Origin of the sequence: Sinorhizobium fredii NGR234 (genome assembly GCF_000018545.1) — a bacterium.
GTDB classification, from domain to species: domain Bacteria; phylum Pseudomonadota; class Alphaproteobacteria; order Rhizobiales; family Rhizobiaceae; genus Sinorhizobium; species Sinorhizobium fredii_A.
Genome location: NC_012586.1, coordinates 757,843 through 775,062, shown reverse-complemented (window position 1 = coordinate 775,062; position 17,220 = coordinate 757,843). Strand labels below are relative to the sequence as shown.

Annotated in this window: 16 protein-coding genes and 1 pseudogene; 4 read left to right on the top strand and 13 right to left on the bottom strand. The window is 61.8% G+C overall.

Annotation, left to right across the window (positions count from 1 at the left end; genetic code table 11):
- Nucleotides 1-451: 451 nt before the first annotated feature.
- The 5 genes from NGR_RS03740 to NGR_RS03720 all read right to left on the bottom strand — a co-directional run bounded on the left by NGR_RS03740 (nt 452) and on the right by NGR_RS03720 (nt 4,992).
- On the bottom strand, nt 452-1,336 hold the full coding sequence (locus tag NGR_RS03740) for a GntR family transcriptional regulator (protein ID WP_015886894.1): 885 nt from the start codon (nt 1,334-1,336) through the stop codon (nt 452-454).
- Nucleotides 1,337-1,434: 98 nt separating this feature from the next.
- The gene (locus tag NGR_RS03735; RefSeq protein ID WP_015886893.1) at nt 1,435-2,934 is read right to left on the bottom strand and encodes a tripartite tricarboxylate transporter permease; all 1,500 of its coding nucleotides are present in this window, start codon (nt 2,932-2,934) and stop codon (nt 1,435-1,437) included.
- 10 nt (nt 2,935-2,944) lie between these two features.
- Nucleotides 2,945-3,418 carry a tripartite tricarboxylate transporter TctB family protein gene (locus NGR_RS03730; protein WP_015886892.1) on the bottom strand — a complete coding sequence of 158 codons (474 nt, stop codon included), beginning with the start codon at nt 3,416-3,418 and terminating at the stop codon, nt 2,945-2,947.
- A 52-nt stretch (nt 3,419-3,470) separates the two neighbouring features.
- Complete coding sequence (locus NGR_RS03725) at nt 3,471-4,439, bottom strand: Bug family tripartite tricarboxylate transporter substrate binding protein (RefSeq protein ID WP_015886891.1); 969 nt, start codon at nt 4,437-4,439, stop codon at nt 3,471-3,473.
- Between the two features lie 223 nt (nt 4,440-4,662).
- Nucleotides 4,663-4,992, bottom strand: a complete 330-nt coding sequence (locus NGR_RS03720) for a YciI family protein (protein WP_164924060.1) — start codon at nt 4,990-4,992, stop codon at nt 4,663-4,665.
- A 369-nt stretch (nt 4,993-5,361) separates the two neighbouring features.
- Here NGR_RS03720 and NGR_RS03715 point away from each other — a divergent pair, with 369 nt between their 5' ends.
- Nucleotides 5,362-6,081 (top strand): GntR family transcriptional regulator, encoded by a 720-nt coding sequence (locus NGR_RS03715; RefSeq protein WP_015886889.1) that lies wholly within the window; start codon nt 5,362-5,364, stop codon nt 6,079-6,081.
- A gap of 35 nt (nt 6,082-6,116) precedes the next feature.
- Here the strand turns inward: NGR_RS03715 and NGR_RS03710 are convergent, their stop codons facing one another.
- Nucleotides 6,117-7,040, bottom strand: a complete 924-nt coding sequence (locus NGR_RS03710; protein WP_015886888.1) for a LysR family transcriptional regulator — start codon at nt 7,038-7,040, stop codon at nt 6,117-6,119.
- A 156-nt stretch (nt 7,041-7,196) separates the two neighbouring features.
- On the opposite strand from NGR_RS03710, the gene NGR_RS03705 reads away from it, so the two are divergent.
- From NGR_RS03705 to NGR_RS03695, 3 genes are read left to right on the top strand one after another with little or no spacing between them, the layout of a single operon-like run.
- Nucleotides 7,197-8,378, top strand: coding sequence for a cytochrome P450 (locus NGR_RS03705; RefSeq protein WP_015886887.1), 1,182 nt, complete (start codon nt 7,197-7,199; stop codon nt 8,376-8,378).
- 48 nt (nt 8,379-8,426) lie between these two features.
- Complete coding sequence (locus NGR_RS03700; RefSeq protein WP_015886886.1) at nt 8,427-8,747, top strand: 2Fe-2S iron-sulfur cluster-binding protein; 321 nt, start codon at nt 8,427-8,429, stop codon at nt 8,745-8,747.
- A gap of 30 nt (nt 8,748-8,777) precedes the next feature.
- Nucleotides 8,778-9,968 (top strand): NAD(P)/FAD-dependent oxidoreductase, encoded by a 1,191-nt coding sequence (locus NGR_RS03695; RefSeq protein WP_015886885.1) that lies wholly within the window; start codon nt 8,778-8,780, stop codon nt 9,966-9,968.
- A gap of 33 nt (nt 9,969-10,001) precedes the next feature.
- On the opposite strand, the gene NGR_RS03690 is transcribed toward NGR_RS03695, so the two are convergent.
- From NGR_RS03690 to NGR_RS03665, 7 genes and pseudogenes are all read right to left on the bottom strand, one after another.
- On the bottom strand, nt 10,002-10,493 hold the full coding sequence (locus tag NGR_RS03690; RefSeq protein ID WP_015886884.1) for a metallophosphoesterase family protein: 492 nt from the start codon (nt 10,491-10,493) through the stop codon (nt 10,002-10,004).
- A 284-nt stretch (nt 10,494-10,777) separates the two neighbouring features.
- A complete protein-coding gene (locus NGR_RS03685; RefSeq protein ID WP_015886883.1) occupies nt 10,778-11,251 on the bottom strand; it encodes an Lrp/AsnC family transcriptional regulator in 474 nt (157 codons plus the stop codon).
- 730 nt (nt 11,252-11,981) lie between these two features.
- On the bottom strand, nt 11,982-13,376 hold the full coding sequence (locus tag NGR_RS03680; protein ID WP_164923856.1) for a sensor histidine kinase: 1,395 nt from the start codon (nt 13,374-13,376) through the stop codon (nt 11,982-11,984).
- A gap of 231 nt (nt 13,377-13,607) precedes the next feature.
- Nucleotides 13,608-13,970, bottom strand: a pseudogene (locus tag NGR_RS32860) (YkvA family protein).
- Between the two features lie 3 nt (nt 13,971-13,973).
- Nucleotides 13,974-14,183 (bottom strand): cold-shock protein, encoded by a 210-nt coding sequence (locus NGR_RS03675; protein WP_015886880.1) that lies wholly within the window; start codon nt 14,181-14,183, stop codon nt 13,974-13,976.
- An 81-nt stretch (nt 14,184-14,264) separates the two neighbouring features.
- On the bottom strand, nt 14,265-14,855 hold the full coding sequence (locus NGR_RS03670; RefSeq protein ID WP_015886879.1) for an SOS response-associated peptidase family protein: 591 nt from the start codon (nt 14,853-14,855) through the stop codon (nt 14,265-14,267).
- Nucleotides 14,856-15,599: 744 nt separating this feature from the next.
- On the bottom strand, nt 15,600-17,219 hold the full coding sequence (locus NGR_RS03665; protein WP_015886877.1) for a GMC family oxidoreductase: 1,620 nt from the start codon (nt 17,217-17,219) through the stop codon (nt 15,600-15,602).
- Between the last annotated feature and the right edge of the window lies 1 nt (nt 17,220).

The window sequence follows — 17,220 nt, the reverse complement described above, 5'->3', positions numbered from 1 at the left end:
AAGATATCAGCGGCTCCGTAAGCCTTCGGCAGCAAATTACATATTGTAGTTATAAAATGCAATTCAGATTGTGAAAGCTGCGGCCTCTTCCCTTGCGACGCGGCCGGCATGTGGATAGCCGGTTTGGAACATACCCGCGAAGAAGTCCGTTCATTGCCCATGAAAGGAGTGAACGATGAATCAGATAATTTACCTGGTTGGATTGGTCGTGGTCGTGCTCGCTATATTGGCGTTCTTTGGCCTGGGCTAATCAGCAAGACCCACGCTATCAATTGGCCCACGCTGGGCGCATCACTGAATGCAGGTACGTCGAGGCCACAATCGGAGGTCCACGGCCGGAGAAGCCTCCGGGGAAAACCAAGCCCTGCAGCGCCGTGCGCCTTTTTGGACGCAGAAAAGGTCGCTGCTGCACTTTCAATCGCTGCAGTGGGACAACTCCGCATCCTTCGTACTAAACCTGCGGCGTCTTGATCCGGCTCGCGCCCAGGATGTGGGTATAGAGAAACGCTGCCGCTTCCGTTCTGCGTCCCGCCTCGACCAGATCGAGGATATGCAGGTGCTCGCTCGTCTGCCGAGGCAGGCGGCTGCGGTCGATCGTGATGTGGTACTCGATCAGGCGGCGTAGCCGGTTGATCCGCTTGATGGCATCGAGGAAGAAGTCGTTCTGCGAGCAGGCCACGAGCATTTCGTGAAAATCGTTGTTGGCCTTGAAGATCTCGGCGCGCGACCAGATTTCGTAACCGCCCTGCCCAAGCGCCGTCTGCACGGCACGCGCCTTCCTGAATTCTTCCTCATTCGGCCGGAACGTCGGCAAAAGCATCGCCTGCTGCTCGATGACCGCACGGAAGACATAGCCCTCTTCGTAGCTCTGGCGCGATGTCAGGGTCTCGCGGAAGGCCCAGCCGTTGCCCGGCAGTCGCTCCATCCAGCCCTCCTCGGCGATCCGATGCAGCGACTTCAACAGACGGCTGCGGGCGACATCATAGAGCCGCATCAGCTCGTTCTCGCTGACGCGTTCCTCGAGCTTGCCGGCGAGGCGGTCCTCGGCGATGCGAAAGTAGAGCGGATCCTCCTCCTCGTGCGGCGGCTCACCGTCGGGTTTCGCCGTCTCGACCTTTGCCGCATCCATCGTCAGGAAATAGCCGCGATTGGGTTCCGCCCGGACGATCCCCATCGTTTCGAGCTTCTTCAATGCGGCGTTGACCGGCGCGCGGGAGACACGAAACGCATCGGCGAGCATTTGGCAAGGCAGGTGCTCGCCGGCGCGCATCTGGTTCGTTTTCACGAAGTCGAGGATATTTGCCGTGATCTGCGGGGATACGCTTTGTCTTGCCATGGTTCGCCGTGCGGTTTCGGCTCGGTAACGAGCGCGCTCAACGTCGATTTATGCATCCGGCATCGCGATTGCAAAAGGCGTTTTTCTCATCCAAAGCCTCAATCCTCGTCCTGCTGGAAGCGCGACAGTCCCTTGAACACGAAGGGTGCGATCAGCGCCATGGTCGCAATCGCGATCATGATCGCCGAGCTCGGATGCTGCAGGAAGATCATCGGGTCGCCGAGGCTCATCTGCAGCGAACGCCTGAGAGCGTTGTCGGCCAAGGGGCCAAGGATCAGTCCGACCACCGCCGGCGCCACCGGGTAATCGTAGCGCCGCATCAGGAAGCCGACCACGCCGAATGCGCTGAGCAGCAGCAGTTCGACGACGGAAGGATTGGCGGCGATCGTTCCCATCGAGGCGAAGACCAGGATGCCGCCATAGAGCCAGGGCAGCGGGATGCGCAAGAGCTTTATCCACAGGCCGACAAGCGGCAGGTTGAGCACGAGCAGCATCACATTGGCAATGAACAGGCTGGCCACAAGCCCCCAGACGAGATCGGCGTGCTGGGTGAAGAGCAGCGGACCCGGCTGGATGTTGTACTGCTGGAAGCCGGCGAGCATGACGGCGGCGGTCGCCGAGGTCGGCAGGCCGAGGGTCAGGAGCGGAACCAGCGTTCCGGCCGCCGAGGCGTTGTTGGCCGCCTCCGGGCCGGCGACGCCCTCGATCGCGCCGGAGCCGAACTCCTGCGGTTTGCGGCTCAGCCTTTTCTCCATCGTGTAGCTGAGGAAGGTCGGAATTTCCGTGCCACCGGCCGGCAATGCGCCGATCGGGAAGCCGACCGCCGTGCCGCGCAGCCAGGCCTTCCAGGAACGCCCCCAGTCTTCCCGGGTCATCCAGATCGAGCCTTTGACGGGTATGGGCTTTTCCGGCTTGTAGAGGTGCCGCGAGGCGACATGCAGCGCTTCGCCGATTGCGAACAGGCCGACCGCGAGCGTCGTCACCTCGACGCCATCGAGCAGTTGCGGCAGGCCGAAGGTCAGGCGCGCCTGCCCGGTCAGCTGGTCGAGCCCCATCAGGCCGAGCCACAGGCCGAAGGCAAGGCTCGTAAGACCGCGCAGCGGCGACGAACCGAAGGTCGCCGAGACAGTGACGAAGGCGATCAGCATCAGGCCGAAATAGTCCCACGGCGCGAATTTGACCGCGACCTTGACGAGCGGCGGCGCCAGGAAGGCCAAGGCAAAGGTGGCGACCAAGGCGGCGACGAACGAACCGATCGCGGCCGTCGCCAGCGCCGGACCGCCGCGCCCGGAGCGAGCCATCTTGTTGCCTTCGAGCGCGGTGACGACGGCAGCACTTTCGCCCGGCGTGTTCAGCAGGATCGCCGTGGTGGAGCCGCCATACATGCCGCCATAATAGATGCCGGCGAACATGATGATCGAGCCGCCCGGATCGAGCTTGAACGTCACCGGCAGCAGAAGCGCGACGGTCAGCGCCGGGCCGATGCCCGGCAGCACGCCGACGGCCGTTCCGATGAATACGCCGATGGCCGCGAAGATGAGGTTGGCCGGCTGGATCGCCAGCGCGAAACCTTCGAGAAGCAGATTGATTGCGTCCATTGCCGCGCCCCTAGAACAGCCGCTCGAATGGACCTTGCGGCAAGGCGAGGCTCAGGAGCTTGTTGAACAGCAGAAAAATGATGAGGCCCATGACGGCGCCGATGGCGAGATCGACGAACAGCGCCTTGCGGCCAAAGGCACGCGCGGTGAACGCGAACAGCAAGGTCGAGCCGAGGATGAAGCCGGCTCCCAGAAAGATCGAGCCGATCAGCCCCGACAGGGCGATCGCAATCCAGCCGATCGCTTTCCAGTCGGAGTCTTCAGCCTCAATGGCCGGCGTTTGGAAGGCGGTAAGCAGATGCCCGACGCCCAGCACGGCCAGGAAGAGACAGATGAAATTGGAGGCGGCACTGGCGCCCATGCCGTAGGTGGCGCGGGCGGTCATCTGGCTCGCATCCCAATAGGTCACCGCTGCCACTGTAAACAGCACCATGGCAACGGCCGCCGCCGGCCGGTTTGCCAGCTTCAAGCTTCTCTCGGTCATGAAATCCTCATCGGGCAGTCGGGGGAGGCTATTGCCTCCCCTCTAGCAGTCGTCACTGTGCAAGGCCGATCGACGTCAGGATGGTGCGGACGCGGTCGGTTTCGGAGGCGATGAAGCCCTTGAACTCGTCGGACGGGGCATAATAATCGGTCCAGCCGCGCGCCTTGACGATGTCCTGCCACTGTTGCGACTTGACCGTATTGTCGACGGCGGCTTTGAGCGCCTCGAGGTCCTCGCCTTCGACGCCGGGAGCAGCGAAGATGCCGCGCCAGTTGACGAGCTCGATGTCGAGACCCTGGGCCTTCAGCGGCTTTGCCTCGATGCCTGCAATCGGCTCCGGATAGGAAATCGCAAGTGCCCGCAGATCGCCCGACTTGATCTGCCCTTCCCATTCGCCGTAGCCGGAGACGCCGGCCGTCGCCTGGCCGCCGAGCATGGCGGCGAGCGCCTCGCCGCCGCCGGAATAGGCGACATAGTTGATCTTGCTCGGATCGGCACCGGCAGACTTGGTGATCAGCGCCGCCAGGATATGGTCGGCCCCGCCGGCCGATCCACCCACCCAGATGGTGGTCGCGACATCCTTCTTGATCGTCGCGAGCAGGTCGTCGATCGTCTTGATCGGCGAGTCCTTCGGGACCACGACGACGAGAGGATCGCCCGTCAGACGCGCCAACGGCGTCACCTGGGTGAGGTCGACCGGCGAATTGTTCGAAATGCTCGCACCGACGAGGGTGATGCCGGCGACAAGTAGCTGATCGGCCGCCCCCTTTGCACTGCCGACGAACTGGGCGAGGCCGACCGTGCCACCGGCGCCAGGCACGTTGACGACCTGGACGCTTTTCGCCTGGCCCGTCGCCATCATTGCCTCCTGCAGCGAGCGCGCGGCCGAATCCCAGCCGCCGCCGGCGCCGGCCGGCGCCGTGATGGTCAATTCGAGATCACTGGCGGGCGCGACGCCGGGATAAAGGGCCGTTCCCGCCAATGCAGCCAGGCAGATGGCGGTTTTCAGAAATTGTCGCATGCGATTGCTCCTCCCAAAACGGAAAACGAACGGCGAGCCTCCTTAGCCGTTGCCAAGCAATCTGCATTAAATAATTATAAAATGCAATAGTGAGACGGCATGAAAGCCCCTCTCGAATGCGCCTTACAATGAGACCCCGCCCTCCCCGATTTCTTCAAGCGCCCCCATTTGGACGTCTTCACCGCGTAACGGCCGAAGAGCCGCGACCATCCATGACAGCCCTTTACTGTTCCTTGAGTGGCCAAATCTCAACCACGCCATGTGTGACGGCACATGGCGATTTCGATGCAAGTTCGATTGCTTCGTTGAGGTCCTTCGCTTCCATGATCGAAAAGCCGGCGATAGGCAGGTCCGAAGACAGGTAGGGGCCGGTTTGGGTCAGGACCCCTGCACCGTTCGGATTTCGCACTTGAACGGGTGTCCCGGCAATTCCCATCGTCACACCACGCTGCTTGAGTGACGCATCGTGATGATGGGCTGCCTCCCTGGTGTCCTGCGGCGTCCGATCATATCCAGCTTGGTCGCCGTAGCCGATGGTAATGTACTTTGGCACTTGCAGTTCCTCCATCGCCAACGATAATGGACGGACAGTCGTGCCGGTTCCGGCAAGCCTTGCCGACATCGAAGGATCCCGCTTCTGACGAAGGCAGACCACGACCCTCCTTCCCGTGCAGGGAACTATGACCGCGTCTAGATGACAACCGCACCATGAAGTTGAGGATGATTTCGAAATTATTGCTTTCCGCTGCACGGTCTTCACAAAGCGGTTTCCCTTTAGCGGACCGCTCTGTTCTACTGCTGGGTGGATCCGCGCCTGCCTGTCGGGCTCGGTCAATTTGATCTTTTCGAAATTATCGTTATTTTATGCGATGCACCTGTGACTCTACCGCCCGCAGCACCTTCGAAGAGGATCCCGAGAGACATGAACGGCCGGAAATCATCGGGAGAAACCCGCGCCGGCGACGTGCTGCAGCGCATGCGCCTCGACATCATCTCCTGCGTTCTGAAACCCGGGGCGAAGCTGCGCTTCGAATCGTTGAAGGACATGTATGCGGTCAGTTTTTCGACCTTGCGGGAAGCGCTGTCCCGTCTGGTCGCGGAAGGTCTGGTCGTTGCGGAAGGCCAGCGCGGCTTCATCGTCGCGCCGCTCTCACTGGCTGACCTGGTTGATCTGACCGACGTGCGGGTGCTGGTCGAGCGCGAGGCGCTTCGCCTCGCCATCGATAAGGGCGACGATCGCTGGGAGGCCGAGATCATCGGTACCTATCACCGCATGGACAGGCTGCAGGGCCGTCTCGGCCACGAATATTACCTGTCGGAGGACTGGTCCAAGGTCCATGGCGAATTCCACTATGCGCTCGTTTCGGCTTGCGGTTCGCCCACCCTTTTGGAAATCCGCCAGAAACTCTTCGAGCGCGCCCACCGTTACCGGCGCATGTCCTCGCAGTTTCGGCCGAAATGGCGCGAGAAGGACGTCGAGCATCGCACCATCATGGAAGCTGTTCTGGCGCGCGATCCGAAACGGGCCAGCGATCTGATCGAGCGCCATATCCGCGAAACCACCGAGAACGTGGTTGAGCATGCCGGCCACCTGTTCAGCGGCGGCCTTCCGAGTAGCGGCGCGGACGTGGCCGCCGAATAGTCTCGTTTCTCGGCACAGCGAGACGCGCGCTGTTGCTAAGACGGACCATCTCCGTCCGGCCTCGACCGGGCGACCTCGGCGAGCAATTGTCTCGCCCAGCGATGCAGGCCGGACTGGGCGGTCCGCGCCGTCCAGTACATGTCGATATGGATCGGCACGTCGAGCGGAAATTCCACCACGCTCAGCTTCTCTTTCAAGCCGTGCGCAAGCCGGCCGGGAATGGTCGCGACCAGATCGCTTCCGGCTATGATGCGATCGAGATTGTCATGGCTCGGAAGAACGACGGCCGGCTCGAAGGGGACGCCCTTTGCCTCCAGCGCCGCGATATAGAGGCCCTGCCATTCGCCATTGTGATTCACCTGGATGTGCTGCGCTGATCGGTAGGCCTGGAGGCTGAGCGGCGCCTGTACCAGCACGTTGCCGGGATCCATCACGCAGACATAGCGGTCGGTAAAGAGATGCGTGCGGAAATAGGCCTCGCCGAATATCTCGATCGGGCCGAGCACGATGTCGCATTCGTTCTGCTTCAACTGCCGCTTGCCGTGCACGGCGGACTCGAGCACGACGAGCCGAACATTCGGCGCCGCCCGCCTGAGGCGGGCGCAGAATTCCGGCAGGACGATCTGCCGTTCGTGGAAATTGCAGGCGACCGTGACCGACCCCGTCGCCGAGCTCGGATCGAAAGCCTGTTCGGCCGTGAAGGCGGCAAGTTGATCGAGCATGCGGCGGGCTGCCTCGGTCAGTTCCGAGCACTTTTGCGTCGGCAGCATGCGGTTGCCCTGCCTGAGGAACAAAGGGTCGCGGAATACCGCCCTCAGCCGCTCCACCGTGTAGCTCACCGTCGACTGATTGACGTCGAGGCGGTTCGCAGCCGCAGAAAACGAGCCGAGATCGCAAACCAGCACGAGCACCTTGAGGCTGCCGAGATCGATCCCGTCGAGCTGCTGCTTCTGGCCCATTCGTCCCTCCCCCGTATCGTCTGACCCAGAATACGTCCCAGCCAGAGGCTATGCAATTATTGCATATCATCAATAGAACTCATCGAATTGAATGATGATCTCGGTTTGCGGTAACGTCCTGGCATTCAGTGCAACGGATTGTCAGGGAGGGACAAGATGGCGCACGCCGTTCCCGTGGTGTCGGACATCGCTGTTTCGGATCTGCTTGCGGATCCCTATCCCATCTACAAGCGCCTGCGCGAGATGGCTCCGGCCGTCTATGTGGATTCCGCCCGGCTCGCTTTGGTGACGCGCTTCGACGACATCATGGCGATCGAGCGCGACTCCGAGACCTTCGCCTCGAGCAATCCCGGTTCGCTCGTCAACAAGGTCATGGGTCACACCATGATGCGCAAGGACGGCGAAGCGCATGCCATGGAACGCCGTGCCGTCGAGATCAGCTTCCGGCCGGGCACGATCAAGAACCACTGGGCGGCGCAATTCGAGGCGACCAGCGATCGGCTTATCGCGGATATCGAAAGCCAGGGCGCGGCGGACCTGTTCGATACCCTGGCGGCGCCGATGGCATCGCTTGCCCTCATCGAGCTTCTCGGATTGAAGGATGTTTCCTGGCAGACGCTGGCGTGCTGGTCTCAGGCGCTGATGGATGGCGCCGGCAACTATTCCGGCGATCCGGAGATTTCCGCCCGGGCGACCGAAGCCGCCGCGGGCGTCGATGCGGCGATCGACGCGGTCATCGCCTGGCATCGCGAGAACCCCAACCCGGCAGTGCTGTCCTCGATGGTCAATGCCGAAAACCCGATGAACATCGAGCAGATCCGGGCGAACATCAAGGTAATCATCGGCGGCGGTCTCAACGAGCCGCGCGACTCCATTCTCTCCCTGACGCTCGGGCTTCTGTCCAATCCGGCGCAACGGGCCGAGGTCATGGCCAATCCCGATCTCGGGCCGCTGGCTTTCGAGGAAGCGATACGTTGGATCTCGCCGATCGGCATGTATCCGCGCCGCGTGACGCGCGATGTCGAGCTCTCAGGCGTAGAACTGCGCGCCGGCGACCAGATCGGCCTTTGTGTCGGCGCGGCCAATCGCGACGACCGCCGTTTCGACAACCCTGATAGCTTCGACCTCTTCCGCCCCAAGCAGCCGCATCTCGCCTTCGGCGCCGGGCCGCATTTCTGCGCCGGCGCCTGGGTTGCTCGCCAGATGGTAGGCCGGATCGTCGTGCCGATGCTGTTCTCGCGCCTGAAGAACCTGCGGCTCAGACCCGACGCGCCGGCACGGATCCACGGATGGGTGTTCCGCGGGCCTGTTTCCCTGCCCGTCGCCTGGGACATATGACGCCCGCCCCCATGTTCAACCTACCCGCCTGACCAGGAGGAACGTTCAATGCCGACCATCACCTTCATTACCGCCGAGGGCAAGCAACACGCGGTGACCGCCGAGATCGGCAGATCGGTCATGGAGATCGCGCTGGAGAAAAGCATCCCGGGCGTCGTCGCCGAGTGCAACGGATCGGCCGCTTGCGCCACCTGTCACTGCTATTTCGACCCGGCCTTTACCGAGGCTATCGGCCCGGTCGGCGAGCACGAGAGCGACATGCTCGATTTCACCGCGGCGCCGCGCCGTCCGGAGAGCCGGCTCAGCTGTCAGGTCCGCGTCGTCGACACGCTCGACGGGATGACCGTGCGCATTCCTGCCATGCAGTAGGACCTGCTGGCGGAAGCAAGGGAGGGCAATATGCGCCACGTGGCGATCATCGGGGCGGGCCAGGCCGGCAGCAGTCTTGCGGCAAAGCTCAGGGAACTCGACTTTGACGGCCGCGTCACGCTGATCGGCGACGAGCCCCATCCGCCCTATCAGCGCCCGCCCCTTTCCAAGGCCTATCTCACCGGCAAGCTCGCCGCCGACAGGCTCGCGCTTCGCGGCCCGTCCTTCTACGCCGAACGTGGCATCGATCTCAGACTTGCAACGACGGTCACGCGGATCGTGCCGGCCGAAAATCGCATCGAATTCGGTTCGGAGAGCCTCGCCTATGACGATCTGGTGCTTGCGACGGGCGCAACACCGATCTCTCTGCCGGTCGAGGTCGGCGGAGCGCTCGCCAATATCTTCACGCTGCGCACGATCGGCGACGTCGAAGAGATCGCCCCACATGTCGGCCCCGGAAAGCGCGCCTTGATCGTCGGCGGCGGTTACATCGGGCTGGAGGTTGCCGCGGCACTCAACCAGACGGGTGTCGACGTCACGCTGGTCGAGCTTCAGGAGCGCATCCTCGGCCGCGTCGCCGCCGCCGAGACCTCCGCCTATTTCCGATCGCTCCATGCCGAGCGCGGCGTCAGGCTCCTCGAAGGCGTCGGACTTGTCTCTCTGGAGGGCGAAGATCGCGTCCTGAGGGCGCGGCTTTCGGATGGTTCCTGCGTCGACGTGGATTTCGTCATCGTCGGCATCGGCGTCCGCCCGAGCGTGACACTTGCCGAAGCTGCCGGACTGGCGGTGGAGAACGGCATCTGCGTCGATCTTCAGGGACGGACGTCCGGAACCGGGATCTGGGCGGCGGGCGACTGCGCTTCCCTCCTATGGAGTGGCCGCCGGCTGCGCATCGAAAGCGTGCCGCATGCGATCGATCAGGCGGAGACGGTCGCCGCCAACATCCTCGGGGCGAACCGCGATTATCGCCCGAGGCCATGGTTCTGGTCGGATCAGTTCGACGTCAAGCTGCAGATCGCCGGCCTCAACAGCGGCTACGACCGGACCGTCGAAAGAAAGGGCGCCAGGCCGGGCTCGTGCTCCTATTGGTACTTTGCCGGCGAGAAACTGCTCGCCGTCGACGCGATCAACGATGCGCGCGCCTACATGACGGCCAAGAGACTGATTGACGCGGGACGATCGCCCTCGCCGCGCGATGTTGCGGACGGTGCGCTCGCCTGAAGCGCGCCGAGCATTGGGCCGGGCGCCATGCCTTTAACGCGGCCGCGGCAGAAGATCAGCGAGGCTGACCGGCCGCAGCCCTCTGGCATCGACACCAACGTCGAACTGCCGCGGCATCGGCTTCAATCGACCGTGCGAGTGGCCATGCAGATCGATCGACCGCTTTCCCATCTGGTTCCAGGTTCGAAACGGATAGTGGCAGAGGACGAGCAAATGCCCCTCGACGGTGAGTTCCGCATAGTGCTGCACGCTCCGCCAGCCGCTCGCTTCGATCGTTCCGACCGGATCGTTGTTGCCGACAACCAGATGCTTCCTGCCGTTCAGCCGGGAAAGCAGGTCGTCTGCAAGGCCCTTCTTCTTCGATGCGAAATCGCCGAGGTGCCAGATCTCGTCGTCCGGCGAGACCGTCTCGTTCCAGTTGGCGATCAGGGCCGCGTCATGCTCGGCCAGAGTTGAGAAGGGTCGACGATCGATGTTGAGGACCCGCGCCTCGCCAAAATGGGTGTCACTCGTAAAGTAGATCATCTTGGCGGCTTTCCGCTTGAATCATTGCTGAGATCGAGGGTACACCCTGCCCTGCCGGGCATCCCCCCCAAGGAGTCCCCAAGGAGGGAGATCGGCTGGGAGGCGCCGCTCTGCCCCACGCCAGCCTGCGAATGCCGAAATCAAGGCCCCTGCACACGCCATGAGTTTGGGTATTTGATGAGCGGGACATTGCCCCTTGCCGATCTCCACCCTTGTAGGGGAAATGCCCGGCAGGGCAGAGGGGGGCACACCTATTCACCGTTCCAATTCGATCGGATGCGACGCTAATCGGAGGCCACGGGGACGAACATTCCGAGCTTGACATCTTTCAACACGACATTCGTGTGGATGCGCTTGATCTGCGGATTTTGCGACATGATCTGCGCGGTGATCTCGTCGTACTGGGTGACATCCTGGGCGGTGATGATGGCCACGAGATCCACCGAGCCGGTCACGTAATAGACCTGCTGGATGTGATCCTGCTTGTCGACCCAGCTGCGGAATCTCGCCAGAGCATCGTAGTTTTCACGCTCGATCTCCATGCCGGCGATGAAGGTCATCGGATTTCCGGCGACCTTGCGGTCGACGAGGGCTATCTCGGCGGAAATGATCCCGTCCTCGCGCATCCGCTTGAGGCGGCGCTGAACGGCGGACGCCGAAAGGCCGATGATATCGCCGATCGCCTCCGCCTTGAGCTGACAGTCGCGCTGCACGATCTCGAGGATCTTCCGGTCGAATTGGTCCAGTGGCTCCGTCATTGTTTCCTCGCCTCGGTGATTTGCCGCAGCTTATACAGCATCAGCGCTTGACACAGCCCAATTTCACCAAGTTCACGCATTTCCTCCGCATTGCGAACGCTCGGCCCGCGGTCCCGCAATCTGGTTCCTTAACTGGGTAGGCCCTGGCATTTTTAAGCGTTTGCGCTTGAGCGCATCCCGGTGCGGCACGAAACGCGTCTTGCAGCGGCTTGTACCATCCAGCCTCTCAAGAGCACAGCTATTGAGAAACTGACGCCCGGCGAACAACCTCCGATCGACCGGGCTCAGTTCGGCTTCCTCGCAGATCGCTTTCGGATGTTCGGCGATGGTCGTGACCTGCTGCTCGATCAGTGATCAGTGCGGCGGCTTCCGCTTCTTTCAGGTGATAGTCCGGCGCGGCCGCGAGGCAGATGGCCAGCGCGCTGGCGCGGCTTTCGCCCTTGATGAGCATGAGGTTTGGGAGCGCGCGAAGGCCGGGCTTATGGAAATCACGAGGGCCATTGGCACCGGGCTACGAAGGAAAACGACGAGGAGGAGGAGTAGGGCGAACTTCCAAAGAACAACCGTGGCGTTGAAGTGCCGCTTGCCGCACCGCCAGAGACGACCCTGATAGTTATCGCCCGTCAATGCCGATGGGTATTTCCGGTGCTGCCCGATGCAGGGGTCGAAGTCAGGTTTTATGTCCGAACAGCCGCCGTTCATCGTGTCGGGAAGCCCGTAGCAGGCCAAACTAAGCGCGCAGCTTGAACTCCGCGGCAAACTCGGCGCCGTCGGGGTGGAGCGTCAACTCCGCCGCGCCATCCAGGGAATGGCTGAACACTCCCTCCAGAACACGCGAGCCGTAACCCTCGCGAGCGGGGGCGGTATCAATGTCGACGCAACTCTCTCGCCAGCGGAAAGAGACATGCGTTACGTCGCCCTCACCTGCGCGGGCTGTCCAGGTGACGTTCACCCGCCCTTCGGGCGAGGCCCAGGCACCATGCTTTACGGCGTTGGTGGTCAGTTCATGGATTGCCATGGCAAATGCTTGCGTGGCCTCGCGCGACATGGCGACGTCCGGGCCCGCAAGGTGGAAGTTTTCTCCCTCATGGCCGCCCTGGGCCCCCAACTCCAAGCGCAGAACCTCAGCCATGAGGACATCGTGCTCAGGTGCGCGCATCAGCAGATCCTGAGTCCTCGAGAGGGAGCCCAGGCGAATTGCAAACCTGTCGCGAAACTCATCAAGAGATTGACTTTCGTCCAAACTGCGATTCGCCAGCGCGTTCACGCTCGATAGGGCGTTCTTCACCCGGTGATGAAGCTCGCCCATCAACGTCTGTTGCTGCGCCTCCATTCGGCGCTGTTCGGTGACGTCCCGTATCGCCAGCAGGATCAGGTCGAGATGATCGAGACGACGGCCATTGAGGAGCATGATGCGCCGTCCGATCGTTTCGAAGTCGTGCTCTACCTCGACATCATCAAAGGCATTGTTGTCGGGAAGAACGTCCTCCAGGAGCTCCCTCAGTTTCGGAATGTCCCATTGCCGGTTCCCAAGCTCGTACACCAGCCGGCCTTCGGTGTGGGCCGGGGAAACCTGAAACAGGTCATAGAAGGTCTGGTTCGCCCTGACGACCTTCAGATCCCAGCCAAGCACCAGAAGCCCTTCGCGAACGCTATCGATCAGCTTTTCCAGAAACTCCCGATGTCCCTCGAGTTCGAACCGGGCCTGCTCGGCTTCCGTTCGATCAGAGACTGTGAGCAGGATCAGTTCCGGACGCCCGTCATCGTCGGTTAGTCTTCGGGCGTTCAGGATCATGACTCGCCTTCCGATATTGGGAAACTTGTGCTCGATCCGGTAGCCTTTCACCATCGTGCGCTCGGGCAGAACCTGTTCCAGAAGCCGGCGCAGCTCGGGAATGTCCCATTGGCTATTGCCCAGCCGGTATATCGGCTGGCCGCGGGTCTCCTCGGCTGTAACACCGAAAGTTTGGCAATATGCGGAGTTGACGTCCGCGACGGTGAGATTGGACGTGAGGATCAGCAGCGGCTGATCGAGCGTTTCGACGATCGCTTCAGCAAGTCCGGCCAAAGCGAAGCGCTGCCTTGCGTCACCCGCATTCCCCACGCTGTCGTTCCCGCCGATCATGCTTCATAATGTGGCACCTATTGCGCGAGAGTCTAGCCAATTGTAGGAAGGGCAAGCGTCTGCGGAACCCATCGCGGAGGACCGTTATGCGTTGCTATCGCCGCTGACCAGAACTGTCGGGCGCTGCATTCGGCGGCGAAGCTACCGACCGGGAGCAGCGTATCCGAACATCGCAAAGCGCGTCCAGTACTGATGGTATTTGCCGCTATAGGTACCAGCTTCGAAGGGAGTCTATTTTGCAGCAGTCGGCATGAACGACCATTGAATCGACACGGCAGCCAGGACCCAAAGCGCCACTATGAAAATGGCGCCACCGCGACTAAGGGGCTTTTCCGCGTCGGCAGCAGCAGTCTCCCGATGCTCCGCCTGCCGGTAACCGAACCGCCAGCAAATTGCCAGAGGCAGGAGGATCGCATCGTCGAGGTATCCAGGGCGGAATAATATCGGGGATCAGATCGATGAGCGAGAGCGCATAGGCAGCTATGGCGAAGGCGAATGCCTTTGCGTACCACGGCGTACGAAGATCGCGGCCGCGAGCCAGAGAGCGTGCACGTCCCGTGTGATTGCCCTCGCCCGGTCTTCGAGCCGCATCATCGATCAGAGTGCGCGAAGATTATCCGCGGACGTCTTGCCCGATCGGCGATCCTGGGTAGCTTCGAAACTTACCTTTTGACCTTCCTTGAGAGTCGAGAGCCCGGCACGCTCTACCGCCGAAATATGGACGAAAACATCCGGCGAGCCGTCGTCAGGTGCTATGAAGCCGAAGCCTTTGGTGCTGTTGAACCACTTTACCGTTCCCGAAGCCACGAGTGTGCCCCTTTCGTCGTTAGAGAAAATATTCCTTTCGGCGATTGCAAAATGAACCTTGCCAGGCGCAACCGCGGAAATCTACCATCGATGGAACGTTAGATGAGGATCGCCTCCTCGTCCCGTCCAACTGGCAGCAGCATCATAGCATCTGTAGGGAATGGTCTCTGCAGTTGCTTTGCTTCCTTCCACTCCGCAGTGAGCCAGAGCTCGATTTCTGCAGGCGCCGTCAGGGGTGACCGGCAGGGCCTTCGGATGAATCGGCTTCACAATCTCGTTGGCATCGCAGGTCAGAAAGTCGAATGGCTCGTGTTCGCCGGCGCGCGGGTTTTTCATAGAACCGCGCTCTCCGTTCCAGGGAGTCCAGATCCCCGCGAAGAAGGCAGCCGGCTCGCTCGGGTCGAGTGAGAACCACCGCGCCGTCTTCTTCGGCTTTGTGTCCTCGTACTCGCAAAATGCCGTCCACGGCACGATGCAGCGATATTGCGGTGCCAGCCTGTGTGTTTCGGCACGCAAATTTGACCCCTTGGCGGGGTCTTGGCGGAGTAATCGGCGTCCAATTTTGACCCCCTCAGATTCATCTGACCATCCGGCTTTTTGCGGCGGATGGAGCGGGAGTAGTTGAGGTCGCGTCCCCCTAAGCCGCGATATTGCATTCCCCTTTCGATTCATCGCTTGCAGCCCTCGATTCTCGGGCGATTGCTCGTGATTCCTACCCCAACACTCGCGATTCAGCTGCGAACGGCGTTGCAGAGGGGCGGGAATGACAAAGCCGAAGAGCGTACATCTGCGGGAACAGCGCCAGCGGCAACGGGCCTATCGCGACCAGCAAAAGAAGGCGCGACGACATCGCCGGGGTGGCACTCCGCTTGCTGATCGTCGGCACGGCGTGTAAGGCAATCCTCGTCGGATGAACCTTATTGAAGAGGCGGTCCTCGAGGGGTTGAATGCCCAGGGCTGCGATCCATGGGAATCGGACAGGGTCCTCGGCGATCTGATCGACAAATATGTCGATGGCTGGGGATTTCGTCGCAAGCCGCGGGAAGAGTCATCTGCTTGACCGGCCCAGCGCGCGCCTCAACCCAGGGGCCTCAGGGCCGGACTCCAAACGGCGTTTGTTGCTATATGCTGTTATCCCCCATTACTTCGCATAACGACGTTTGCAGGTGAATCGCCGATTTGTCGAATGACCGCCGACCTGCCATTGCAAAAGGCGAACGTTTGCTGCGGGGTGCCGTCATGGCACTGCCACCGGGTCAAAGGTGACGCCGGCGATCGCCGAGCGGGTTATCAAGCCAAGCTCTATTATTCGTCAAGCGACCGGTTTCGACGTAGCCCCCATAACTTCCGAGTGCGGGCTCCAGCGCCGTGGCTGTGCTCCAAGTCGCCTCCAAGCAAGCACGTCTCGAGTAATTCTCATAACCGCCTCAGAATGGCTTCTGATGCCTTCTCCGCGATCATGATCACCGGCGAGTTCGTGTTGCCGGACACAATCGTCGGCATGATGGAGGCGTCGACGACGCGCAATCGTTCGATGCCGTGCACACGCAGCTCCGCGTCCACCACGGCCATAGGGTCACTTCCCATCTTGCAGGTACCGACGGGGTGAAAGATGGTCGTCGCAATGTCGCCGGCGCGGCGGATAAGATCCTCATCGCTATCGTGCTCTCGGCCGGGCAGCATTTCCTGCGGCCGGAATTGCGCGAGCGCCTTCGTTTCCATGAGGCTGCGGGCGTGGCGGATGGACTTCGCCGCAAGCAATCGGTCGCCGGCGGTGGAGAGATAGTTCGGGCGGATTTCAGGTGGCGGTGCCGCATCACGCACGGTGACGTGTACGGTGCCGCGGCTTTCCGGCCGGAGATTGCAGACGGATACGGTGACGGCGGGATAGCGATGCAAGGGCTCTCCGAGCCGGTCCGTGCTGAGCGGCTGAACGTGATATTCGAGATCGGCCGTCGCGACGGCCGGATCGCTCTTGGCGAAGATCCCGAGCTGGCTCGGTGCCATGGAAAGCGGGCCGGATCGGCTGATGGCGTACTGCAGCCCCATGCCGGCGCGGCTGAAGAGGCTGTGATAGAGCTGGTTCAGTGTGCGCGCGCCCTCGACCCTGAAGACGGTGCGGATCTGCAGGTGGTCCTGAAGGTTCTCACCGACACCCTGAAGTTCGTGATGGACGGGAATGCCGACGGCGGAGAGCAGGTCCGGCCGACCGATGCCCGACAGCTCCAGGATTTTCGGCGAGTTGATGGCACCCGCAGACAGCACCACTTCACGCGAAGCATGAGCGAAGCAGAGGCGGCCGCCAATGCGGAAACGCACGCCGGTGACCATCATGCCGTCGAAAATCAGCCTTTCGGTCTCGGCCCCGGTCAGGACGCGCAGATTCTTGCGCTTCATTGCCGGCCGCAGGAACGCTTTTGTTGTGTTCCAGCGCACGCCGCCGCGCTGGTTGACCTCGAAATAGCCGGAACCCTCGTTATCACCATCGTTGAAGTCATCAGTCTTCGGAATCCCGAGCTCTTCCGCCGCATCGCGGAAGGCGTCTAGGATCGGCCACGAGAGGCGCTGGCGCTCGACGCGCCACTCGCCTCCTGCCCCATGCACGGCGGACTTGCCGCGGTAATTGTTCTCCGACTTCAGGAAATAGGGCAGCACGTCGTCCCAGCCCCAACCGCCATTGCCCGCCTGTCGCCAGCCGTCATAGTCGGCAGCCTGGCCGCGCATGTAGATCATGCCGTTGATCGACGAGCAGCCGCCGAGCACCTTGCCGCGCGGATAATTCAATCTCCGGCCGTTGAGGCCGGCCTCAGGTGCCGTCTTCATCAGCCAGTCGGTGCGCGGATTGCCCATGCAGTAGAGATAGCCGATCGGCACATGCACCCAATGGTAGCGGTCAGAGCCGCCTGCTTCGAGCAGGAGAACCCGGTTCTTCGGATCGGCCGAGAGCCGGTTTGCCAACACACAGCCGGCGGAACCGGCACCGACGATGATGAAATCGTAACTGCCCTCGTCGACCGGCGTTTCGTTTACATGCATG